Raw genomic sequence first — 21,884 nt, forward strand, 5'->3', positions numbered from 1 at the left:
TGTTGCCCGTCAGTGGAGGCTGACAGTCTTCAATTCGTCTTCAGCGGCCTTGAAGAAGGTCGAGGAGCGGTTATCGGTCAGCAGGATCGGCGTGCCGTCGGCGGCAAACAGCGCCCAAAGATCTGTGCGCGGGTCGATCTCCGGGGCATCGGGGAAGCAGCGAGAGACTTCGTCGTAACGGATCTTGCGGATATAGCCCACTTCGCCGGACCCAAGATGCGCCAGCTCGTTTTTCGAGAGCTTGGAGGAGGCTTCTTTAATCAACATTCCGGTTCTCCGTCATTGAGGGAGCGGCTGCACGACAACGCGCTGGCCCAGAGATGCGGGACGGCGGCTGCGGCGCGTTGTTCCGTGGTGAAATATCCTGCAGGATCAGATCCGGCCTTCCACATTCACCGCGGCGCCATATTCCTAGTCTGAGGCGGAAATGTTAATTTTCCTTACCACTTGCTGAGGATCTGGACGAATTAGTTCCACCACCAGCAAGCCGTTGCGAAGTGCCGCACGCGACACGTCCATGCCATCCGTTAACAGAAAACTACGCTGAAAGTTCCGTGCCGCGATACCTCGAAAGAGATAATCCGCATCCGGCCTTTCGCTCTGGCGACCACGAATGATCAACTGGTTGCCCTCGACAGTCACATCCAGATCGCCTTCGGCAAATCCTGCCACCGCAAGCGTGATCCGCAGCCGGTCGCCGTCATGCTCTCCGCCGCGCCGGATCAGCTCGATATTGTAGGGCGGATATCCGTCGCTGGCCCGAGCCAGCTGGCTCAGCACGGCATCGGTAATGTCGAAACCCAGCAGCAGGGGCGTGGTGATGGATTTGGTCCGGCGCATTCTGTCCTCGTCTCTCCGTCCGCCTAGCCTCTGCCCTGGTCCGGCGGCATCTTTTCTCGGGGCTCCGCAGCCATTTTGCGGCTTGTGGCCTGAGGCAGCATATGGGGATCGGCAGGCCGGAAACAAGCGGTTGACTGCAGCGCCCCTCGCCAGGCATGCCGCACAAAGGTTCGCTGTAGCACTTTAAATATGCTGCATGAATTTCTGCTTAGATCGATTCCGATTTAAGGAATTATGCAGCAGCGCGATAGCGCTTGACAATTCGCGGGCTCGGCGTCCATCAAATCGCGTCAATCACAGGGAAACAGCCATGGACCAGCCGAGAAAAATCATTATCGACACCGATCCCGGTCAGGACGACGCCGCCGCCATCATGCTGGCACTGGCGAGCCCTGCGGAGCTCGACGTTCTCGGTTTGACGGTTGTTGCCGGCAACGTGCCGCTGAGCATGACCAGCCGCAATGCGCGGATCGTCTGCGAGCTGGCAGGACGGCCGGATCTCCCGGTCTATGAAGGCGCTCTGAAGCCGTTGGAGCGGCCCCAGGTGACGGCGGAACATGTGCACGGTAAGACCGGGCTCGATGGCGCTGTCGTCGATGAGCCTGTCATGCCGGTCAAGGACCAGCACGCAGTGGATTTCATCATCGAGACGATCCGCCGCGAACCTGCTGGGACAGTGACGCTTTGCACGCTTGGCCCGCAGACCAATATCGCGCTTGCGCTTCAGAAGGCACCCGACATTGCGCCGCGCGTGCGTGAACTGGTGATGATGGGCGGCGGCTTTTTCGAAGGCGGCAACATTACGCCTGCCGCCGAATTCAACATCTATGTGGATCCCCAGGCCTCCAAGATCGTGTTCGCGTCCGGTATTCCGATCGTGATGCTGCCACTCGACGTGACCCATCAATTGCTGACGACAAAGGCCCGCGTTGCCCGCATCGCCGCCATCGGCTCCCGGCCGGCGAAGGTGATGGTCGACTGGCTGGAATTCTTCGAGCGGTTCGATATCGAGAAATACGGCTCTGACGGCGGCCCGCTGCATGATCCGAGCGTCATCGCTTATCTCTTGAAGCCAGAACTATTTTCAGGCCGCGATTGCAACGTCGAGATTGAAACTGCGTCCGAGCTGACCGTTGGCATGAGCGTCATCGACTGGTGGCGCGTGACCGGACGCAAGCCCAATGCCAAGGTTTTGCGCGATGTCGACGCCGATGGCTTCTTCGCGCTGCTGACGGAGCGGCTGGCTCGGCTTTGATGCCTGATAAACGGCGTGCGGTCCTTGCGTTTTTGATGGCGCAAGGGCCTCGCCTGTGGCACACCTGACCCCATGAACACGCCCAAAACAATACCGTCGCCCGCCGAGTTTGTCCATGTCCGAGACTGGGTCTTCGATCTCGACAACACGCTTTATCCGCATCACATCAACCTCTTTGCGCAGATCGATCGTAACATGACGGCCTATGTGGCCGAACTGCTGCAGATGGAGCCGGACGAGGCACGGGTCCTGCAGAAGCGCTATTATCACGAGCACGGCACCACGCTGGCGGGTCTGATGGCTCATCACGGCGTCGACCCGAACGATTTTCTCGAAAAGGCCCATGCCATCGACTATTCCGCCCTGCTGCCGGATGAGGCGCTCGGAGAGGCGATCAAGGCACTGCCGGGCCGCAAATTCATTTTCACCAATGGTACCGTCGAGCACGCGCAGGCAGCAGCAAGAGCGCTTGGTATTCTCGACCATTTCGATGATATCTTCGATATCGTTGCAGCGGCATATCTGCCGAAGCCGGCCAGCCAGACCTATGACAAGTTCACCCAGCTGAAACAGATCCGCACCGAGCAGGCGGCGATGTTCGAGGACCTGCCGCGCAATCTCCTGGTGCCAAAGGCGCTTGGCATGAAAACCGTGCTTCTGGTGCCACGCAACCTCGAAGGCGTCGTGCTGGAGAGCTGGGAGCGGGTAGACGGCGAGACTGGCAAAGCCCATGTCGACTTCGTCACCGACGATCTCTCAAGCTTCCTCAGCGCCATTCTTGCAGGGCAGTGATGTCGCCCGTCACATCCCAGTCAAAATAGTTATAAATTATAAAATTACAAAAATGTAACCAGCATTACCGAACCTTAAGTGGTCGATGCTGAGGTAAGCCCTTACTTTCGGGATATTGCATGCGCCACCTGACCTGAAGCGGTGGCGTCAGCAACAGCCGTAGAGCTGCAATCGAGTTCCTGGTTCGCCAGGCTCGAAACTGATGCTGCCCCGAGGAAAGGAAACATCATGAGTGCCAAAAAGACAACCATCGCCGCGCTGGCTGCCACGCTGCTTGTCAGCGCTTCATCCGCCGCTGTTTTTGCCAAGGATGCCAAGGCACCGCCGCCGAAGCCTGATGCGGTTGCCGAAGCCTGCGGTCCGCGGCCGATGATGATGCACGGTCCGGCTGCGATGTTCATCTATGCTCTGCAGCAGTTCGACGCCAACAAGGATGGCAAGATTTCTAAGGAAGAGGCGAAGGCCGCCGAGGACAAACTGTTTGCGGCTATCGACACCAATAAGGATGGCGTGATCACGCCAGGTGAAATGCGAAAGTTCCACGAGGCTCGCATGGAAGCGATCCGCGCGGCCATGCCGAAGCCGCCCGCGCCTGATGCCTCGGCTCCGGCCGATCCAAATAGTCAAAAGCCTGGTGATGAGGCCGGCAAGGCGCCACCGCCGCCTCCTGGCGATGACGAAGCTATGGATGGCCCGGATGACGGCATGGCAGGGTGCGGCCCACATCCGATTAGGCACCATATGGATAACGGCGTTGGCCATCATCAATGGGCAATGGATCACGGTCCAGATGGCGATGGCATGCGCGGCCCCCACGGCCCGCACGACCGCCATAAGATGATGGCCCGCATGATGGAAATGGCTGGTCCGATGCGGATGTTCGAGAAGATCGACACCGACGAGAATGGTCAAATCAGCAAGGCCGAAGCCGATGCTGCGCTCGACAAGCTGTTCGACCGCCTTGACAAGAACAAGGATGGCTTCATCTCGGCTGACGACTTCCCTGCGGCACCGCCGCTTCTGCCCTAAGGTAGGCTCTGCCGAAGGCCGTTCGCGGTCTGTGCGATCGTAAGAATTGCTGCCGCATCTTTCGTGCATAAAGCTGATGATGCGGCGGACCTCCCAAAGCAAAAGCCGTGTGTCAGATTACTCTGACACACGGCTTTTTAAGAGAGCGTACTGACCGAAGCCGTCGTGCTCGGAAAGAAATCAACCTAAATCAGTCCGACTTAGGAAGCTGATCAAAACTCCTCCCAGTTGTCGCGGCTGACCGCGGCGTTGCCGTGGCTGACCGGCATGGACTGGGTGGCGCGGCGCGGTGCCGGCTGAGCCCGAGTTACCGGAGCCGATTGGTGGGCCGGTGCTGCCGCACGGGTCGGTTGATTGGACTCGTTGCCGGTACGGAATTGCGATAGCAGTTCCGACAGACGGCGGCTCTCCTGGGCAAGCCCTGCTCCAGCTGCATTCATTTCCTCGACCATGGCCGCATTCTGCTGGGTCGCCTGGTCCATATGGTTGACCGCAGTGTTGACCTCGGCCAGGCCGCTGGCCTGCTCGTGGGCCGCAGTAGCAATTGCGTCCATATGCAGGTTCATGTCCTCGACCACCTTGGAAATGGTTGTCAGACCTTCTCCGGTGTCGTTGACCAGCTTGACGCCTTCACTGACAGCAGCTTCCGAATTGCCGATCAGTGACTTGATTTCCTTGGCTGCATTGGCCGAGCGCTGAGCGAGTTCGCGCACTTCCTGGGCAACGACTGCAAAGCCCTTGCCGGCTTCGCCAGCCCGGGCCGCCTCGACGCCGGCATTCAGGGCGAGGAGGTTGGTCTGGAAGGCGATCTCATCGATCACGCTGATGATCTGGGTGATCTTGCGCGAGGCATCCTCAATCCGCTCCATGGCCGATACGGCATTGTTGACCACGGTGGCAGAATGCTCGGCATGCTGACGGGCATTGCGCACCAGATTGCGTGCTTCGCCCGTCCGCTTGGAGGTAGCTTGAACGTTGGACGTGATTTGCTCGAGAGCCGCAGCCGTTTCTTCGAGTGAGGCGGCCTGCTGCTCGGTACGCTTGGCCAGCGTGTCGGAAGCCTGCGAGATTTCGCCGCTGCCGTTCGTGACACCCTTGCCAACTTGGCCGACGGCCACAAGAACCGAACGAAGCTGGTTGACGGAGGCATTGAAGTCATGCCGCAGCGGTTCGAACTGGGCGGCGAATTCATGGTCGATTTCGCACAGAAGATCGCAGGCGGCCAGGCGTTTCAGGCCGGCGGCGAGAGCACCGGTCGCTTCGTTCAGGCGCCGTTCTGCATCTTCCTCGGCACGGCGCTGCACTTCCAGGCGCTCCTGCTCGGCGTTGATACGGCTCTGTTCAGCCCCGGCCTCGAGTTGCACCTTAGCCACGGCCGATTGGCGCATGACTTCGACGGCACCGGCCATTTCGCCGATCTCGTCTTTGCGCTGTGCGTCCGGTACGGTCACATCAAGCTTACCATCGGCGATATGCAGCATGACCTTGGCCATGCGCGTGACGGGAAGCGAGACGCCTGTGATGATCCAGGCTGTCAGCAGTGCCATCAGGACCACGGCAAAGACAATGACGCCAATAGTGACATAGGTCGATTGGTTATAGGCCGACTCGGCCGCTGTGCCCGAGGCTGCAGCACCGCTGTCGTTCAACTTGATGATCTCGCCGAGAGCGATAAAGCTGTCGACCAGAGGCTGCCGGGCCGGAGCGATGGCGGCTGTTGCTGCAGCCTGATCCTTGGCGGTCACGGCGCTGATGATCTTTTTCTGGAATTCGAGATAACGCGTCCACTTGGCCTCGAAATCGCTCCAGAGCTTCTTTTCGGCATCATTGCGCAGCGTTACACGGAAGTCGGCATAGGATTTCGGAATGGAAGCATCCATTTCCACGAACTCGTCGTCCAAACCTTTGATTTCCGCGGGGTCGACGGCAATTGTCTTGCGGATTGTTGTCGTGTGGTAGCGCAGCATGGTGAACTGGATAGCATCCAGCTTGGCCATACGCGGCATCCAGACCTGGCGCGTGTCAGAGGCTGCCGAAAAAACGACAGAGGTTTGCTTGTAACTGAAAAGGCCGAGCGCGATGATCAGCATCAGGGCTGCCCCCGCCATGGCCATAAGTCTCGTTGAAATTCGCAGGCTCATTATCGCATCCCTTTAAAGGCCAAAAACCCTATGTCTCCGGCGAAGAAAGTGACGCAGAATCATAAATTAATAGTGAAGGTTGCTAATATGCAGACCTCTTTAGGTAGCCTGTTAGATGAAAATCTGAATCAAAAATGCGACTTATAGTAGAAAATAAATGTCTGGTTCCGCGATAAGGCACGCGCTCGTTCGCCGAGAAGGCTCACAAGTAAAAGGTCGGATGTCTGCAATATTTTAAGGAAGTGGTGCCGCTTGCAGGACTCGAACCTGCGACCCCATCATTACGAATGATGTGCTCTACCACCTGAGCTAAAGCGGCACGAAGGCCGGTGAACGGCCTTTGGATGTGAGCGGGTGGATACAGGCAAACATTGCCGATTTCAAGATGCGTTTTGCGCTGGTTTACATTTTTCCGCAGATCCTGGCTTTCGAGGCGTGATATTCTTGCTCCAGCCGCTCGATCAGCTGGGCGACCGGCTGCACCGATTTTATGACGCCAATGCCCTGGCCGCAGCCCCAGATGTCTTTCCAGGCCTTGGCACCGGTGACGGCGCTGTCGAAATCCATCTGGCTCGGATCGGCATTTGGCAGTGCATCGGGATCCATGCCGGCGGCAATGATCGATGAGCGCAGATAGTTGCCGTGCACACCAGTGAAGAAGTTGGAATACACGATGTCGGACGCGGTTGCATCGACGATCGCCTGCTTGTAGCCGTCTGCGGCGCGTGCCTCCTCGGTGGCGATAAATGGGGAGCCAATATACGCCATATCGGCACCAGCGGCCTGAGCGGCGAGGATGGCGCCGCCGGTGGCGATCGAGCCTGCGAGCAGTAGCGGGCCGTCAAACCAGTCGCGGATTTCCTGCAGCAGCGCGAAGGGTGACAGGGTGCCAGCATGCCCGCCAGCGCCCGCAGCAACGGCAATCAGCCCGTCCGCACCCTTCCTGATCGCGGAATGGGCGTGGCGGTTGTTGATGACGTCATGTAGCACGATCCCGCCATAGGAATGGATGGCGGCATTGACCTCGGGAACCGCGCCGAGCGAAGAAATCACGATCGGCACCTTGTACTTCACGCACATGGAGAGGTCGTGTTCCAGCCGCTTGTTGGAGGTGTGGACAATTTGATTGACGGCGAAGGGCGCCGACGGCCGCTCCGGATGCGCCCGGTCATGGGCAGCAAGCTCTTCCGTGATTTGCGCCAGCCACTCGTCAAGCTGGGCTTCGGGTCTCGCATTCAGAGCCGGGAAGGCGCCGATGATTCCGGCCTTGCATTGCGCAAGTGTAAGGCGCGGATGGGAAATAATGAACAACGGCGACGCGATGACTGGAAGGCGCAGATTGCGGGAAAGAAGATCTGGAAGAGCCATGATGGGCCTCGATAAATTGACGTTCGCGTAAACGTCAAAAAATAGCAGACCTCTAGACGGTTGAAAAGGGGCGCCGGAAATGTTCCGGATGAAGCAATGGCTGAAACCAGGTGTTGTGAAAGGGGCTCATATTGCCGCCACTGCTCCTTTTTCCACCGCCGATCGGCCGGGAACCAGGCTGCGGGCTTGCGGTTTGTTTGGTCTACCATTACCGATTCACCGGATGAAGAACTGCTGCCGCATCAGCCTGCGGCTTTGAATTATGGAAAGGTCTCGCGTGAGCGGATTGGAAACGGCCATCAGAAGCGCCCTCGACCGGTCGGAACGGTCGCGGGCCGAAGTTCGGGCCAGGATCTACCAATCGGCGCGCCAGGCTTTGGAAGCCGGCCTCAAGAAGCAGAACGTCAACGATCCCGAGACGGTGGCCGAGCAACGGCATCGGCTGGAAGCAACGATCCATGCCATAGAGCAGGAGGAGCGGGCGCGCCTGAAGGCCGAGGTTACTGTGGAGCCGCCAGTGCGAGCTGCAACGCCGCCGCCAGCACCGACAACACCGCGCGCGCCGGCAGTACATCAGGAGCCGGACCTTTCCGTGGCCGGTGAAAGTCGGGACCTGCGGCCGCCCGCAAATGCAAGAGCATCGGGTGATGATGCGGCCTCGCTTTCTTTCGGTGTAGGCCGCGACCATGACCGTCGTCAGGAGCCGGTTCCAAGCCCGAGCCCGAGCCTTGATGACGTTCGTGCAGACCGCGCTGAAGCAGACGATCTCTCGCGTCTCGACGAATTTTCGACGAAATCCCCAGCGGCCGTCGAGACGGATGACAGCTATGACGAGGACGGTTTTGCCCGCGAGCCGGTCAATATCAGGGCCGAGCCCGTTGCAAAGCCGCGCCGCCGCCGAGGGTTTCTGTCGCGCATTCTGATTTTCGTGACGATACTGTCCTCAATCGGCATCGGTGCCTGGTGGGTCTATTCCACCGGTCTGTTGCTGACGCCGGCTCAGCGTGAAACCGGCTTGCCGTCACCCGTGCCAAGCGCCTCGTCTGAGGATTATACCGGCGATCAACCTGCAGACCAGCCGAGTGACCCGCAGGGCGCCCAGCCAGCCGGCGATGCAGCCAACCAGCCGAAAACCATCGATCCGCAACGCGGTTTTTCGAGTGACTGGATTGAATTTTTCCAGCCGAGCGATGTCTCGAAAATTGCCGCAGGTCCTAATGCGACGGTTGACGTGATCGGCGCCAGCGATGGCCGTGCCATCCATATCGTGTCCCGCAGTTCTGACGTAACGGGTGCTGCCTCCATCGAGGTGCCTGCGGATCTGCTGCGCCAAATGGTCGGCCAGACCTCAACCCTTGCTATCACTGTGCAGTCATCCAGCGAAAAGCCCATTCAGTTTGCATTGACCTGCGCCTTTGACCGGTTGGGCGATTGCGCCCGTCACAGGTTCACCGCCAATCCTGAAAAGGCGGACTTGCTTTTCCGGGTGACCCTGCCCAACACGGTCGTCGCCAACACGCCCGGCAAACTGTTTATCAATTCCGATATCGGCGGCGAGGGCAGTGGCATCAATCTTTACGCCATCCGCCTGTTGCCAGGTCGCTAGAACATCACACCGAAAACAGAAATCGGTCCGATGCTCTGAACGCGCGTTCGTTGATGCGCCCGTCTAAACCAAGGAGGCGGGCATGCACGTCAGATCATGTCGGGAGCTTCTCCGATGATTTTCTTGTCGATCTCGCCGATCGCCTTCAGGTCACGGCCCTCGTAGTTCAGCGACATCAGGATGTGGCGAATGACGTTCAAATGGGCGCGACGCTTGTCATTGGCTCTCGCGACCATCCAGGGCGCATCCTTGGTATGGGTCTGCTTCAGCATCCTGTCGCGCTTGTCGGTATAGTCGCTCCATTTGTCGAGGGCGGCGATATCCATGGTCGAGAGTTTCCAGACCTTCAGCGGGTCGTGGCGGCGATCGTGGAAACGTTTGATCTGCATTTCCTGGCCGATTTCAAGCCAGAACTTGAAGAAGTGGATTCCCTCCTGGTGGATCAGCTTTTCAAAACGCGGCACCTGCTCCATGAAGGCATCGTATTGCTCTTGCGTGCAAAAGCCCATGACCGGTTCGACAATGGCGCGGTTGTACCAGGATCGGTCGAACAGCGACATGTTGCCCGCGCTGGGGAAGTGGGCGATGTAGCGCTGGAAATACCATTGACCGCTCTCGGTCTCCGTCGGCTTGGTCAGCGCGATATTATGGGCGAGACGAGGGTTCATGTATTCGAGGATGGAGTGAATCGTGCCGCCTTTTCCCGCCGCATCGCGGCCCTCGAACAGCGCCATCACCCGCTTGCCGGTCGCCTGTAGCCAGAACTGCACCTTGACCAGTTCGATCTGCAGCGTCTTCAGCTCCTCCTCGTAAGCTTCCTTCTTCATTTTCTTGTCATAGGGATGGCCGTTTGAGGCGAGCGCCTGGTTTTCCACCCAGTCCGGCAGCACGGGATCGTCAATGTCGAAGGCGCGCAACTCGCCTCGGATACGCAGGCTGACGGCACGGCTCGACGTTGCCGCACCGTTTGTCACCTCACCCGATCCTGCACTTTTACCACTCTCCATCCGGTCCTCCTGGTATGTTATGCGGCGATATGATCATCAAACGGTCGACATTCGCAACAAGCTGTCTGCAACGCTCTGGCTTGGCGCTTCGTTCCTGCCCTAAAGTTGACGCCTCTTCAGGCCTTGCCGGTACAATCCTGTCATGCAACAGGATTAATATGGTCTCTCAGCCTGTTATCATTCTGCCCTCCCGGAGGTTTTCGTTGAAGCAGTTCTTTCCATCCTGGCGGGATTTAGGTCAGCGTCTTCGTCACCGCTGGGATTTCATTCTTCTCGCGCTGCTGGTGTCGGGCGCCTCGGTGCTGGCGGGCGCCGACAGCGTGTTTGGTGTGATTCTCCTCGTGTTTTCGCTGATGGTGATCCTGTTGTACAACAGCACCGAGGAGAAGGCGCTGCCGGCAGTATCGTCAGGCACTTTGATGTCCGTGCAGACTGACGTCGACGATATCGAAGGTCTGGTGCGGGCAAACTTCAATGCCATCGACTTGCCCTGCGTCACCTTCGGCTCCGACGGCGTCGTCCTGTTCCAGAATGCGGCGGCGGAAAAAGCCTTCGGCACGCTGGAGACCGGCATGCATATTTCCGCCCGCTGGCGCTCGCCTGGTATTCTCGACATGGTACGTGAGACCGTCGCCAACGGTCTGCCGAACCAGATCGAGCATTCCGAGGTCCTGCCCTCCGAGCGGGTCTTCGTGGTGCGGGTCGCGCCTTTGTCGCTGCATCAGTTGAAGCGCGGCGCTGCTCTGTTCGTCATGACCTTCCGCGATATTTCCGAATTGCGGCGCATCGACCGGATGCGCTCGGATTTCGTCGCCAATGCCAGCCACGAGTTGCGCACGCCGCTCGCCTCATTGCGTGGCTTCATCGAGACGCTTCTCGGACCGGCCCGCAACGACACGAAAGCTCAGGAACGCTTCCTCGGCATTATGCTCGACCAGGCCAACCGCATGAGCCGGCTCGTCGACGATCTCCTGTCCCTGTCGCGGCTCGAATTGAAGGCGCATCTGGCGCCCGACCAGAAAGTGGCGCTGCAGCCAGTATTGAGCCATGTGCGCGACAGCCTTAGCCCGCTTGCCGCCGAACTCGACGTGGACCTTTGCCTGCACCTGCCCGAAACCAATGTCGAAGTGACCGGCGACCGTGACGAACTGGTGCAGGTGTTCGAAAACCTTATTGAAAACGCCTGCAAATACGGCCAGGAGGGCAAGCGGGTCGATGTTTTCCTGCGCCAGAACGCCGGGGCTGTCGAAGTCAGCGTTATCGACAAAGGCCCAGGCGTGCCCGCCGAGGACGTGCCGCGCCTGACGGAGCGCTTCTACCGGGTCAGCGTCGCCGATAGCCGGTCCAAGAAAGGCACGGGCCTTGGGCTTGCCATCGTCAAGCATATCCTGACGCGCCACCGCGCTCGGCTGATCATCCGCTCGGAGCTCGGGCAGGGAACGGACTTCACGGTCCGTTTTTGACAGACTCGTAAAACGGGAAAAGCATCGAATCTAAAATGCTCATAAATTCAAATACTTGAACTGTCACAAATGTTTCATTGAACTGACATAAAACCTGGGCTTGTCGGGGCTTAAGAACAAGCCGCCGGAGCACGGCGATTGTAGGCGGGGGACGCCTGCAGCCCAAACGAAAGCTCATTCTCGGGAGAGATAAATGAATATGCTGAAACTGTCCGTAGCGGCTCTGGTCGCCTCAGTCGCCTTTGCTGGCGCCGCCGCTGCGCGTGATCAGGTCCAGATCGCTGGTTCCTCCACCGTTCTTCCCTATGCCAAGATCGTTGCCGAAACGTTTGGCGAGACCTTCACGAAGTTCAAGACCCCGGTTGTCGAATCTGGCGGCACCGGCGCCGGCCTCAAGGAATTCTGCAAGGGCGTCGGCCCTGAGACCATCGACATTGCCAATGCTTCGCGCCCGATCAACAAGTCCGAGCAGGAAGCCTGCCAGGCTGCCGGCGTGACCGACGTTCAGGAAGTCAAGTTCGGTTATGACGGCATCGTCTTTGCTGTCGACAGCTCCAACAAGGATCTGGCCCTGGTTCCCTCCGACCTCTACAAGGCGCTCGCCGCTGAAGTCGTCGTTGATGGCAAGCTGGTCGCCAACCCCTACAAGAAGTGGTCGGAAGTCAACAAGGACCTGCCGGACACCGACATCATGGCGTTCATCCCGGGCGAAAAGCACGGTACCCGCGAAGTGTTCGAAACCAAGGTTCTCGAGCAGGGCTGCAAGGACACCAAGGCGATCGACGTGATCAAGGCCGCCGTTGGTGAAAAGGATGCCTCCAAGAAGTGCATCGCCGTGCGCAAGGACGGCAAGGCTGTCGATATCGACGGCGATTACAGCGAGACGCTCGCCCGCATCTCCGCCAACAAGACCGCCTTTGGCGTGTTCGGCTTGTCCTTCTATGAAAACAATGCCGATAAGCTGAAAGTTGCCACGGTTTCCGGCGTCAAGCCTTCGGTTGAAACCGTCGCCTCCGGCAAGTATCCGGTATCGCGTCCGCTGTTCTTCTACGTCAAGAAGGCCCACCTCGGCGTTATCCCGGGCATGAAGGAATATGTCGACTTCTTCCTGTCCGAGCAGATGATCGGCCCTGATGGCCCGCTGGCCAACTACGGCTTGGTTCCTGCTCCCGACAAGGAGCGTGAAGAGTTCCGCGCCAAGTTCACGGCCGGCAAGTAATCGGTTCGGGGCCGGCGCGGAGTTACTCCGCGCCGGCTTCGTCATCACGATGCGGCACGCGGCAGCAAGGCGGCGCGAGTGCAGCGATCCAAACGGAGGCTTCAGCCGAGTTTGGGAAAATTGCTGCATAGATGGCACTTTTGGGTGTTGCGCAACCTTGCGCCAATTGACGACAGGACATGCGGTCCAGCCCTTGGCTGGCAGGGCATGGAGAGGCCGGGGATGATAGGATGAGTACATCAATTCTGATTTTTATCGTCATTGCCATCGCGATCATCGGGTATCTGATGGGCTCGTCGCGGGCAGTGGCGCTTGCGCAGGGCCGGGCATCCGCTCTGCATTCGCGCTATGGTTATCACGGTAGTTTTGTTTCCATTTTGGCGGCAGTTCCGGCTTTGCTGCTGCTCGGCGTCTGGATGTCTGTCGCCCCCGCTTTGATCGAGACCCGGGTGCGCGATGCTATGCCCGACGAGGTCAAGGCCCAGGCTGGCGCGACACAGAATTTGAATTACGGTACGGTCAATGCAATCGCCCGCGGCATGAAGGTCATGGACGAGGCTGAGCTGGCCAAGCTCAAGGGAGCCGACGGTCCGACTGCGAGGACCCTGCTGGCCGAACAGGGCGTACCGCTTGCCAGCGATCCCGAACCCTACATGATTACGGCTGCCGAGAGCTTGAACGGCATGCGCGGGATCAACGATCTGGCACTCGCCGTCGTCGTGATTGCCGTTTCGCTTGCTGGCGCGCTGCTTGGTTTGCGCATGATCGCTCCGCGTTTCCGGGCCCGCAACCGGGTCGAGCAGGCTATGCTGGCGGCGCTGATCATCTGCTCTTCCATCGCGATCCTCACCACGATCGGTATCATCCTGTCGATGCTGAGCGAGGCCGTGCATTTCTTCCAGGCGGTTCCAGCCTGGCGCTTCTTCTTCGGCACGGTCTGGGATCCGCGCTTTTCTGCTGCTGGCGCCACCGATACCGGAGGTCAGTTCGGTCTCATCCCGCTGCTGCTCGGCACCATGTATATCGGCGTGGTCGCCATGCTGTTTGCCGTGCCGGTCGGCCTGTTCGCTGCCATCTACATGGCCGAATATGCCTCGCCGCGGATGCGCTCGATCATCAAGCCGATGCTGGAAGTGCTGGCCGGCATTCCCACCATCGTCTACGGCTTCTTCGCCCTGACCTCGGTCGGACCGTTCCTGCGTGATATCTCGGCCAAGATCAGTGGCATTGCCACGGGCGATTTCACCAGCTTCATTCAGGCGCAGAGCGTGCTGACCGCAGGTTTCGTCATGGGCATCATGCTGATCCCTTACGTTTCCTCTCTGTCGGACGACATTATCACCGCCGTGCCGCGCTCGCTGCGCGACGGTTCGCTCGGCCTTGGTGCGACGCGCTCTGAAACTGTCAAGCGGGTCATCCTGCCGGCAGCACTTCCCGGCATCGTCGGCGCGTTGCTGATGACCGCCTCGCGTGCCATCGGCGAGACGATGATCGTGGTTCTGGCCGCCGGCGTTGCCGCTCGCATCCAGTTCAACCCCTTCGAGCCGATGACGACAGTGACCGTCAAGATCGTCAATCAGCTGACCGGCGACCTTGAATTCACTTCGCCGCAGACGCTGGTGGCCTTCGCGCTGGGCATTACCCTGTTCGTCATCACGCTTTGCCTCAATATCTATGCACTCTACATCGTGCGCAAATACCGGGAGCAGTACGAATGAGCGAGATCGTCTCTCAAGGGTCGGCCGCTGCCACGATCGGCACCGCCGCCCGTCCCCGCCGCGATATCGGTATCAAGCGTCGCTACGCCGCCGAGCGCCGGTTCCGCGCCTATGGCATAGCCGCCATCAGCTTCGGCCTGCTGTTCCTGCTGCTGTTGCTCTCCTCCGTGGTCTCCAAGGGCTATACCGCCTTCCTGCAGACGACGATCACCGTGCCGGTCGAGTTCAGCGAAAAGATCATTGATCCGAGCAACCAGCGCGCCAGCAATCCCGATGTCCTGGTTGCTGCCAATTATCCGCTTCTGGTGCGCAATGCACTGGCGGCACAACTGAAGCTCGAGACCTCCAACCGTCCGGCCATGAAGGCGTTGACGGAAATGGTCTCCGACAGCGTGCGCGTTCAGTTGCGCAACATGGTCGCCGGCGATCCGTCGCTGATCGGTAAGACCGTGCCGGTTTCGGTTCTCGCCAGCGCCACCGTCGACACTGCTTTCAAGGGCCAGTTCGACCTAACGGTCGATGAAAAGAGCCGCAAGATCTCCGATCAGCAGCTCGGCTGGATGAAGCAGCTGGCCGATAGCGGCGCGCTTGCCAAGACCTTCAACACCGGCATTTTCCTGAACGGCGCATCCAGCCGTCCGGAAGCGGCAGGTGTTGGCGTCGCGCTGATCGGCTCGGCCTATATGATGCTGATCGTGTTGGTGCTGTCGCTGCCGATCGGGGTTGCCGCTTCGATCTATCTTGAGGAATTCGCGCCGAAGAACCGTTGGACCGACCTGATCGAGGTCAATATCAACAATCTCGCCGCCGTTCCCTCGATCGTCTTCGGTCTGCTTGGCCTGGCCGTATTCATCAATTTCGCGGGCCTGCCGCGCTCGGCCTCGCTGGTCGGCGGCCTGGTCCTGACCTTGATGACCCTGCCGACCATTATCATTGCCACCCGCGCAGCCCTGAAAGCCGTCCCGCCGTCGATCCGCGCGGCGGCCCTCGGCCTCGGCGCCTCGAAAATGCAGACCGTGTTCCATCACGTCCTGCCGCTCGCCATGCCCGGCGTGCTCACCGGCACGATCATCGGCCTTGCCCATGCTTTGGGCGAGACCGCGCCGCTCCTGTTGATCGGCATGGTCGCCTTCGTCGCCGACTATCCGGGCACGCCGCTCGATCCGTCGACGGCCCTGCCGGTGCAGATCTACATGTGGGCCAATGAAGCCGAACGCGCCTTCGTTGAGCGTACGTCCGGCGCGATCATCATTCTGCTGCTGTTCCTGCTGATCATGAATGTTGGAGCCATCCTGCTGCGCAGGCGGTTCGAGCGTCGGTGGTAGCGGCATCGCCTGCAGCGCGGTTCCGCTGGAGCTGCGCTGTAGAAAATCAGAATTCCAGCAAAGTTCATCGCGGTTTTCCGCAAGCGATTGCGGCAAGAGAGGCCGGGGAGTTAAGAACATGAACATGATGTCTGAAGCAGCAGTTGAAAAGGCCGTGGATCAGAAGATGAGCGAACTGAACACCAAGATGGTCGGCAAGGACGTGTCCGTTTACTACGGCGAGAAGCGCGCTTTGTTCGACGTGAACCTCAATGTCCGCGAAAACACGGTTACGGCGCTGATCGGTCCTTCCGGCTGCGGCAAGTCCACCTTCCTGCGGACACTGAACCGCATGAACGACACGATCGACCATTGCCGGGTCACCGGCCGCATCACCCTTGACGAGATGGATATCTACGATCCGTCGATCGATGTGGTCGAGCTGCGTGCCCGGGTCGGCATGGTCTTCCAGAAGCCGAACCCGTTCCCGAAGTCGATCTACGAGAACATTGCCTATGGTCCACGCATCCATGGCCTGGCCCGCAACAAGGCGGATATGGATCAGATCGTTGAGAAGAGCCTACAGCGCGCCGGCCTCTGGAACGAAGTCAAGGATCGCCTGCAGGAGCCGGGAACGGGTCTTTCCGGCGGTCAGCAGCAGCGCCTGTGCATTGCCCGCGCCATTGCGGTCAGCCCGGAAGTGATCCTGATGGACGAGCCCTGCTCGGCACTGGACCCGATCGCAACGGCCAAGGTGGAAGAGCTGATCCACGAATTGCGCGCCAATTTCACCATCGTAATCGTCACCCACTCGATGCAGCAGGCCGCCCGCGTATCGCAGCGTACGGCCATGTTCCATCTCGGCCAGCTGGTCGAGGAAAACGACACCGACAAGATGTTCACCAATCCGGATGACCAGCGCACCCAGGACTATATCATGGGCCGTTTCGGCTGATCGAACGCCGGTCCGCAGAGGGGGGAGCGAGGACAGTGACCTGTTTTTGCTCCGCCGCGTTTGAAATGCATCTTTAAAAGGATCAGAACATGACAGCCCATATCTACACTGCCTTTGACGACGAACTGAAATACCTGATGCGCCGCATTTCCGAGATGGGTGGTCTGGCAGAGCAGATGGTTGGTGAATCCGTACGCGCCTTGGTCAATTCCGATGCAGCGCTCGCGCAGAAGGTGATTTCCGACGACGTGATCATGGATACCGCAGAGCGCGAAGTCGGTGACAAGGCGATCGTCACCATCGCCAAGCGCCAGCCGATGGCTGCCGACCTGCGCGAAATCATTGGTGCGTTGCGCATCGCGTCTGATCTGGAGCGGGTCGGCGATCTCGGCAAGAACAACGCCAAGCGCGTCATGGCCGTGCAGGGCACCGGCGTACCGCGCAAGCTGGCGCGCGGCATCGAGCATCTCTCGGAACTGGCCATGACCCAGCTCAAGGAAGTGCTCGACGTCTACACCACCCGTTCAGCCGAAAAGGCCAAGTCGATCCGCGACCGCGACGAGGAAATCGATGCGATCTATACGTCGCTGTTTCGCGAACTGTTGACCTATATGATGGAAGATCCGCGCAATATCACCAGCTGCACGCATCTGTTGTTCTGCGCCAAGAACATCGAGCGTATCGGTGATCACGCGACCAATATCGCCGAAACCATCTATTATATGGCAACGGGCTCGCAGCCCGAAGGCGAGCGTCCGAAGGACGACACAACGGCCGCGTTCGGCGCGTCCGAGTAAGACGAGACTGGATACGGAACTCCGGCGCTGCCAGCGTCGGAGGCGGAAATGGGGTGAGGGGGCATCACCCGAAGGTCGGCCCTGGCATCGGGCCGGCTTTCAGTCGCAGTGCAAGCGTCCTGTGAGACGCAGACATGCTGTACCAACGTCATTCCATGCGATTTGCCTTGGTTCGCCTGAGCGGACGAGACGTAGCGTGCGGAACGGCTCTCTCATTGAAGGTGTGGGATCGAAATGCTGCCGAAAATTGCTGTCGTTGAAGATGAAGAGGCCCTCAGCGTATTGCTGCGGTATAATCTGGAATCGGAAGGCTACGAGGTCGAAACTATTCTGAGGGGCGACGAGGCCGAACTGCGCCTGCAGGAGCGGGTGCCCGACCTGCTGATCCTCGATTGGATGCTGCCAGGCGTTTCCGGCATTGAGCTGTGTCGTCGGCTGCGGATGCGCCCCGACACCGAACGCCTGCCGATCATCATGCTGACGGCGCGCGGCGAGGAAAGCGAGCGGGTACGCGGTCTTGCCACCGGCGCCGACGATTATGTGGTCAAGCCGTTCTCGACGCCGGAACTGATGGCTCGGGTCAAGGCGATGCTGCGCCGGGCAAAGCCCGAGGTGCTCTCCAGCCTGCTGCGCTGCGGCGATATCGAGCTAGACCGCGAAACCCATCGCGTTCACCGGAAAAGCCGCGAAGTGCGTCTCGGCCCGACCGAATTCCGGCTGCTGGAATTCCTGATGACCTCACCCGGCCGTGTGTTTTCCCGCTCGCAACTGCTCGACGGCGTCTGGGGTCACGACATCTATGTCGATGAGCGCACGGTGGATGTGCATGTGGGACGTCTGCGCAAGGCACTGAATTTTTCCAACATGCAGGACGTGATCCGCACGGTGCGCGGCGCCGGCTATTCGATGGAAGCCTGATAGGTTACTTAGTCTTTGCGGGCTTGAATGAAGTCTCTGATCTGCCGGCAGCCAAACGCTTGTCGGCTATGGTTCAACGTAAAAAGCGAGCCTGTTGGCCCGCTTTTTACATTTTCGAATGTCGGAGGCCGGCAGGCGGCCGCTAACCTTTTGCTTTCGCGCATTTTCAGGAAGGGAAACCGGTCCCGCCCTCCCTAAAAACGCTTTAGCGGGCGTTGGCTGCTGCCCGGCGGCGTTCGTTAACCGGCTGATAGGCGAGCTTTGCGTGGTATTTGCAGTAAGGCGAATTGTCCTGACTGTCGCAGCCGCAGAAATGGAATTCGTCGGTCATCGGGTCGCCGACCGGCCATTTGCAGGTGCGCTCGGTCAGATCCGTCAGAGACAGGCGACGCGAGGTCGGCAGAATGGTGTTGTTGAGAACCGGCATCGGCGCCAGATTTTCGGCCATATCAAGCGCGAGATCGTCGTTCAGCGCGGTCGCGGCAACCGGGCGGGACGCGGCCCGCGGAGCGGGAGCCGAGGGACGGGCGGCAAAGTTCGAAGGCCGTGGCGCAGATGGCGCGGGACGCTTCGGTGTGCGGGCCGGCGTTGCTGCAGGGCCACCTGCCTTGGCGCGTCCGGGCAGGCACAGTCGATGCACCTTGCCAATCACAGCATTGCGGCTAACGCCGCCCAACTGCGTGGCGATCTGGCTGGCGCTCAGTCCTTCCGCCCATAATTTCGTAAGTCTTTCGACGCGCTCGTCCGTCCAGTTCATGCCGCAATCTCCGCCTTTTGCACGCGTTTGGCGCAGAATCCATCATCCTTACCCCGGAAGACTCCGGAGCCCCAACTTCCCTCGTGTTGTTGGAGACTTTTTCCGCCGCATGCAGTGTAGTAATTCGTCATTAACCTAGTGTGAGCCTGACTCCCTGACAAGAGTCGCCGAATCATCATGAATCGAATTTCAGGCTTTTCCCCAACTTGCTATCCACCGGTTTTTTTATTGGCCGGTACTCGCGGAAAGAGTGTGGCGGCTTTGCTGTCGAAGGCCTGCGCGCCGATGTTTTGTTGACATTGGAGGCGGAAGCCGGAATAGTGCAAACGCCGCCGAAAGGCGGCATTTTTAATTTTTTCCACCGGTTTTTAAGGTGGATGACCGTAACATCTCGCAGACTTCTAAAAGCCGCTCGAAAGGATTGCCCGTCATGGCTCAGACATCAACGCCGCTGTTCAACACGTTTTCACGTGCGCCGCTGCGTTTCGAGCGAGGCGAGGGCCCTTGGCTTATCACCGAAAGCGGCGAGCGGTATCTCGATTTCGCCGGCGGCGTTGCCGTAACCTCCTGCGGTCATTCCCACCCGCATCTGGTCGAGGCGCTGAAGAGTCAGGCGGAAAAGGTCTGGCATCTCTCCAATCTCTATGAAATTCCCGGCCAGGAGCGTCTGGCGGCCCGGCTGGTCGAGGCGACTTTTGCCGATAAGGTGTTCTTCACCAATTCGGGTGCGGAAGCGCTGGAATGTGCGATCAAGACTGCCCGGCGCTACCACTACAGCAAGGGCCATCCGGAAAAATTCCACATCATCACCTTCGAAGGCGCTTTCCACGGCCGGACCATCGCGACGATTGCGGCTGGCGGGCAGGAAAAATATCTCGAAGGTTTCGGCCCCAAGGCAGCTGGCTTCGACCAGGTACCCTTCGGCGATCTCGATGCGCTGAAGGCGGCAATCACGGATGCAACGGCAGCGCTGCTGATCGAGCCGATCCAGGGAGAGGGCGGCATCCGCACCGTGCCCAATGAGTTCCTGCGCGAATTGCGGACGATCTGCGATGAGAAGGGCCTGCTGCTCATTCTCGATGAAGTCCAGTCCGGCGTCGGCCGCACCGGCAAGTTTTTCGCCCATGAATGGGCTGGCGTCACGCCTGATATCATGGCCGTGGCCAAGGGCATTGGCGGCGGTTTCCCGTTCGGCGCTTGCCTTGCGACCGAAGAGGCAGCCTCTGGCATGACGGCGGGCGTGCATGGCACGACCTATGGCGGCAATCCGCTGGCCATGGCAGTCGGCAATGCCGTGCTTGATATCGTGCTGGGTGACGGCTTCCTGCAGAATGTCCGCGATGTCGCGCTCGTCATGCGCCAAGGTCTTGCCGGCCTGAAGGATCGCTTTCCCGGTGTGATTGCCGAAATCCGCGGCGAAGGGCTGATGATGGGTATCAAGGCGGCGCTGCCATCGGCTGAACTGCTGCAGGCCATGCGTCAGGAGCAGATTCTCGGTGTGCCCGCCGGTGACAACGTCATTCGTCTGCTGCCGCCGCTGACGCTGACGGCCGAGGAGGCCCGCGAAGGCTTGAAGCGCATTGAGCAGGCCGCCGAGGCCGTGACCGCAAAGGCCGCCCCGCAGGCTGCTCAGGCTTGAACCACGGGCCAGGCTTGAAACACAGGCCAAGGCTTGAACCACAGGTAAGACAATGGCATCCCCTAAGCACTTTCTCGATCTTTCGGCCGTGACCGCCGAGGACCTGCAAACCATTCTTTCCGACGCCCATGATCGCAAGACCAAAACCCGCGCCGGCGTGGCCGACAAGCCGCTCGCCGGCAAGATGCTGGCGATGATCTTCGAAAAACCGTCGACCCGCACCCGTGTGTCATTCGATGTCGGCATGCGCCAACTCGGTGGCGAAACGCTGTTCCTGTCGGGCACGGAAATGCAGCTTGGCCGCGCTGAAACCATCGGCGATACGGCTCGTGTTCTGTCACGCTATGTCGACGCGATCATGATCCGCACCACGGACCACAATCGCCTGCTGGAATTGGCCGAGCACGCTACCGTTCCCGTCATCAATGCGTTGACCGATCTGACCCATCCTTGCCAGATCATGGCTGATATCATGACCATCGAGGAACATCGCGGCCCGATCAAGGGTAAGACGCTGGCCTGGACCGGTGACGGCAACAACGTGCTGCATTCGCTGGTAGAAGGCGCTGCCCGCTTCGGCTACCGCATGAACATGGCCGTGCCGCTCGGTTCCGAGCCGGAAGACCAGATCCTCAACTGGGCGCGCAACAATGGCGGCGAAATCATGCTTTGCCATGATGCCGACCGGGCCGTGGCTGGCGCCGATGCCGTGATCACCGATACCTGGGTGTCGATGAACCTCGAGCACAAGGCGCGCGGCCACAATGTGTTCCAGCCGTTTCAAGTCAATTCGGCACTGATGAAACAGGCCAAGTCCGACGCGCTGTTCATGCATTGCCTGCCAGCGCACCGTGGCGAGGAAGTGACCGACGACGTGATCGACGGGCCGCAATCGGTCGTGTTCGACGAGGCGGAAAACCGGCTGCATGCCCAGAAATCCATTCTTGCCTGGTGCTTCGGCGCAGTCTGACGGCAAAGAGCCCCCTGGGAAGGCGAGGAGCCTTGATCTGTGCCATCAGCGTCACATCAGCAACGAATGGCTGATACGCAGATTTGCCGCTTGATCTTTCGGCGGC

General features: G+C 59.6%; 19 protein-coding genes and 1 tRNA gene. 13 read left to right on the forward strand and 7 right to left on the reverse strand.

Features of this window, described 5'->3' with window-relative positions:
- Positions 1–9: 9 nt before the first annotated feature.
- Positions 10–267: a BQ00720 family protein gene (locus tag BJF91_RS06645; RefSeq protein ID WP_075613690.1), complete on the reverse strand. Its 258-nt coding sequence runs from the start codon at positions 265–267 to the stop codon at positions 10–12.
- 144 nt (positions 268–411) lie between these two features.
- Positions 412–840, reverse strand: coding sequence for an Hsp20 family protein (locus tag BJF91_RS06650; RefSeq protein WP_075613691.1), 429 nt, complete (start codon positions 838–840; stop codon positions 412–414).
- Between the two features lie 310 nt (positions 841–1,150).
- Between BJF91_RS06650 and BJF91_RS06655 the strand changes: the two genes are divergently transcribed.
- The 3 genes from BJF91_RS06655 to BJF91_RS06665 all read left to right on the forward strand — a co-directional run bounded on the left by BJF91_RS06655 (position 1,151) and on the right by BJF91_RS06665 (position 3,916).
- Positions 1,151–2,095 carry a nucleoside hydrolase gene (locus BJF91_RS06655; protein ID WP_075613692.1) on the forward strand — a complete coding sequence of 315 codons (945 nt, stop codon included), beginning with the start codon at positions 1,151–1,153 and terminating at the stop codon, positions 2,093–2,095.
- 72 nt (positions 2,096–2,167) lie between these two features.
- Positions 2,168–2,887 (forward strand): pyrimidine 5'-nucleotidase, encoded by a 720-nt coding sequence (locus tag BJF91_RS06660; RefSeq protein ID WP_075613693.1) that lies wholly within the window; start codon positions 2,168–2,170, stop codon positions 2,885–2,887.
- Positions 2,888–3,256: 369 nt separating this feature from the next.
- Positions 3,257–3,916 (forward strand): calcium-binding protein, encoded by a 660-nt coding sequence (locus BJF91_RS06665; protein WP_407639866.1) that lies wholly within the window; start codon positions 3,257–3,259, stop codon positions 3,914–3,916.
- A gap of 212 nt (positions 3,917–4,128) precedes the next feature.
- Here BJF91_RS06665 and BJF91_RS06670 read toward each other — a convergent pair whose 3' ends face one another.
- The 3 genes from BJF91_RS06670 to BJF91_RS06680 form a co-directional block, all read right to left on the reverse strand.
- Positions 4,129–6,057, reverse strand: a complete 1,929-nt coding sequence (locus BJF91_RS06670; RefSeq protein WP_083943190.1) for a HAMP domain-containing methyl-accepting chemotaxis protein — start codon at positions 6,055–6,057, stop codon at positions 4,129–4,131.
- Between the two features lie 243 nt (positions 6,058–6,300).
- Positions 6,301–6,376, reverse strand: a tRNA-Thr gene (locus tag BJF91_RS06675).
- Between the two features lie 83 nt (positions 6,377–6,459).
- Positions 6,460–7,425 (reverse strand): NAD(P)H-dependent flavin oxidoreductase, encoded by a 966-nt coding sequence (locus BJF91_RS06680; RefSeq protein WP_075613696.1) that lies wholly within the window; start codon positions 7,423–7,425, stop codon positions 6,460–6,462.
- Positions 7,426–7,702: 277 nt separating this feature from the next.
- On the opposite strand from BJF91_RS06680, the gene BJF91_RS06685 reads away from it, so the two are divergent.
- Positions 7,703–9,031 (forward strand): hypothetical protein, encoded by a 1,329-nt coding sequence (locus BJF91_RS06685; protein ID WP_075613697.1) that lies wholly within the window; start codon positions 7,703–7,705, stop codon positions 9,029–9,031.
- Between the two features lie 89 nt (positions 9,032–9,120).
- Here BJF91_RS06685 and ppk2 read toward each other — a convergent pair whose 3' ends face one another.
- On the reverse strand, positions 9,121–10,038 hold the full coding sequence (gene ppk2 / locus BJF91_RS06690) for a polyphosphate kinase 2 (RefSeq protein WP_075613698.1): 918 nt from the start codon (positions 10,036–10,038) through the stop codon (positions 9,121–9,123).
- 203 nt (positions 10,039–10,241) lie between these two features.
- Between ppk2 and phoR the strand changes: the two genes are divergently transcribed.
- From phoR to phoB, 7 genes are all read left to right on the forward strand, one after another.
- The gene (gene phoR / locus BJF91_RS06695; RefSeq protein WP_075613699.1) at positions 10,242–11,501 is read left to right on the forward strand and encodes a phosphate regulon sensor histidine kinase PhoR; all 1,260 of its coding nucleotides are present in this window, start codon (positions 10,242–10,244) and stop codon (positions 11,499–11,501) included.
- A 193-nt stretch (positions 11,502–11,694) separates the two neighbouring features.
- Complete coding sequence (locus BJF91_RS06700; protein WP_075613700.1) at positions 11,695–12,720, forward strand: substrate-binding domain-containing protein; 1,026 nt, start codon at positions 11,695–11,697, stop codon at positions 12,718–12,720.
- A gap of 230 nt (positions 12,721–12,950) precedes the next feature.
- Positions 12,951–14,438: a phosphate ABC transporter permease subunit PstC gene (gene pstC / locus BJF91_RS06705; protein ID WP_075613701.1), complete on the forward strand. Its 1,488-nt coding sequence runs from the start codon at positions 12,951–12,953 to the stop codon at positions 14,436–14,438.
- The gene (pstA, locus tag BJF91_RS06710) at positions 14,435–15,763 is read left to right on the forward strand and encodes a phosphate ABC transporter permease PstA (RefSeq protein ID WP_075613702.1); all 1,329 of its coding nucleotides are present in this window, start codon (positions 14,435–14,437) and stop codon (positions 15,761–15,763) included. The genes pstC and pstA overlap by 4 nt, the downstream gene beginning before the upstream one ends.
- A 118-nt stretch (positions 15,764–15,881) precedes the next feature.
- The gene (gene pstB / locus BJF91_RS06715; RefSeq protein WP_075613703.1) at positions 15,882–16,697 is read left to right on the forward strand and encodes a phosphate ABC transporter ATP-binding protein PstB; all 816 of its coding nucleotides are present in this window, start codon (positions 15,882–15,884) and stop codon (positions 16,695–16,697) included.
- A gap of 89 nt (positions 16,698–16,786) precedes the next feature.
- On the forward strand, positions 16,787–17,494 hold the full coding sequence (gene phoU / locus BJF91_RS06720) for a phosphate signaling complex protein PhoU (RefSeq protein ID WP_075613704.1): 708 nt from the start codon (positions 16,787–16,789) through the stop codon (positions 17,492–17,494).
- Between the two features lie 234 nt (positions 17,495–17,728).
- Complete coding sequence (phoB, locus tag BJF91_RS06725) at positions 17,729–18,412, forward strand: phosphate regulon transcriptional regulator PhoB (RefSeq protein ID WP_015914768.1); 684 nt, start codon at positions 17,729–17,731, stop codon at positions 18,410–18,412.
- Positions 18,413–18,617: 205 nt separating this feature from the next.
- On the opposite strand, the gene BJF91_RS06730 is transcribed toward phoB, so the two are convergent.
- Positions 18,618–19,169: a GcrA family cell cycle regulator gene (locus tag BJF91_RS06730; protein ID WP_075613705.1), complete on the reverse strand. Its 552-nt coding sequence runs from the start codon at positions 19,167–19,169 to the stop codon at positions 18,618–18,620.
- A 430-nt stretch (positions 19,170–19,599) separates the two neighbouring features.
- On the opposite strand from BJF91_RS06730, the gene BJF91_RS06740 reads away from it, so the two are divergent.
- Positions 19,600–20,808 carry an aspartate aminotransferase family protein gene (locus BJF91_RS06740; protein WP_075613707.1) on the forward strand — a complete coding sequence of 403 codons (1,209 nt, stop codon included), beginning with the start codon at positions 19,600–19,602 and terminating at the stop codon, positions 20,806–20,808.
- Positions 20,809–20,860: 52 nt separating this feature from the next.
- On the forward strand, positions 20,861–21,778 hold the full coding sequence (argF, locus tag BJF91_RS06745) for an ornithine carbamoyltransferase (protein ID WP_075613708.1): 918 nt from the start codon (positions 20,861–20,863) through the stop codon (positions 21,776–21,778).
- Positions 21,779–21,884 lie beyond the last annotated feature (106 nt).

The sequence above is a fragment of the Gillisella taibaishanensis genome, assembly GCF_001938985.1.
In the GTDB taxonomy this organism is placed as follows: Bacteria; Pseudomonadota; Alphaproteobacteria; order Rhizobiales; family Rhizobiaceae; genus Allorhizobium; species Allorhizobium taibaishanense.

What these genes read in the sequence shown, in the direction of transcription:
- BJF91_RS06645 (WP_075613690.1), bottom strand. Translation starts at nt 267, where the DNA reads ATGTTGATTAAAGAAGCCTCCTCCAAGCTCTCGAAAAACGAGCTGGCG.
- BJF91_RS06650 (WP_075613691.1), bottom strand. Translation starts at nt 840, where the DNA reads ATGCGCCGGACCAAATCCATCACCACGCCCCTGCTGCTGGGTTTCGAC.
- BJF91_RS06655 (WP_075613692.1), top strand. Translation starts at nt 1,151, where the DNA reads ATGGACCAGCCGAGAAAAATCATTATCGACACCGATCCCGGTCAGGAC.
- BJF91_RS06660 (WP_075613693.1), top strand. Translation starts at nt 2,168, where the DNA reads ATGAACACGCCCAAAACAATACCGTCGCCCGCCGAGTTTGTCCATGTC.
- BJF91_RS06665 (WP_407639866.1), top strand. Translation starts at nt 3,257, where the DNA reads ATGATGATGCACGGTCCGGCTGCGATGTTCATCTATGCTCTGCAGCAG.
- BJF91_RS06670 (WP_083943190.1), bottom strand. Translation starts at nt 6,057, where the DNA reads ATGAGCCTGCGAATTTCAACGAGACTTATGGCCATGGCGGGGGCAGCC.
- BJF91_RS06680 (WP_075613696.1), bottom strand. Translation starts at nt 7,425, where the DNA reads ATGGCTCTTCCAGATCTTCTTTCCCGCAATCTGCGCCTTCCAGTCATC.
- ppk2 (WP_075613698.1), bottom strand. Translation starts at nt 10,038, where the DNA reads ATGGAGAGTGGTAAAAGTGCAGGATCGGGTGAGGTGACAAACGGTGCG.
- BJF91_RS06700 (WP_075613700.1), top strand. Translation starts at nt 11,695, where the DNA reads ATGAATATGCTGAAACTGTCCGTAGCGGCTCTGGTCGCCTCAGTCGCC.
- pstC (WP_075613701.1), top strand. Translation starts at nt 12,951, where the DNA reads ATGAGTACATCAATTCTGATTTTTATCGTCATTGCCATCGCGATCATC.
- pstA (WP_075613702.1), top strand. Translation starts at nt 14,435, where the DNA reads ATGAGCGAGATCGTCTCTCAAGGGTCGGCCGCTGCCACGATCGGCACC.
- pstB (WP_075613703.1), top strand. Translation starts at nt 15,882, where the DNA reads ATGAACATGATGTCTGAAGCAGCAGTTGAAAAGGCCGTGGATCAGAAG.
- phoU (WP_075613704.1), top strand. Translation starts at nt 16,787, where the DNA reads ATGACAGCCCATATCTACACTGCCTTTGACGACGAACTGAAATACCTG.
- phoB (WP_015914768.1), top strand. Translation starts at nt 17,729, where the DNA reads ATGCTGCCGAAAATTGCTGTCGTTGAAGATGAAGAGGCCCTCAGCGTA.
- BJF91_RS06730 (WP_075613705.1), bottom strand. Translation starts at nt 19,169, where the DNA reads ATGAACTGGACGGACGAGCGCGTCGAAAGACTTACGAAATTATGGGCG.
- BJF91_RS06740 (WP_075613707.1), top strand. Translation starts at nt 19,600, where the DNA reads ATGGCTCAGACATCAACGCCGCTGTTCAACACGTTTTCACGTGCGCCG.
- argF (WP_075613708.1), top strand. Translation starts at nt 20,861, where the DNA reads ATGGCATCCCCTAAGCACTTTCTCGATCTTTCGGCCGTGACCGCCGAG.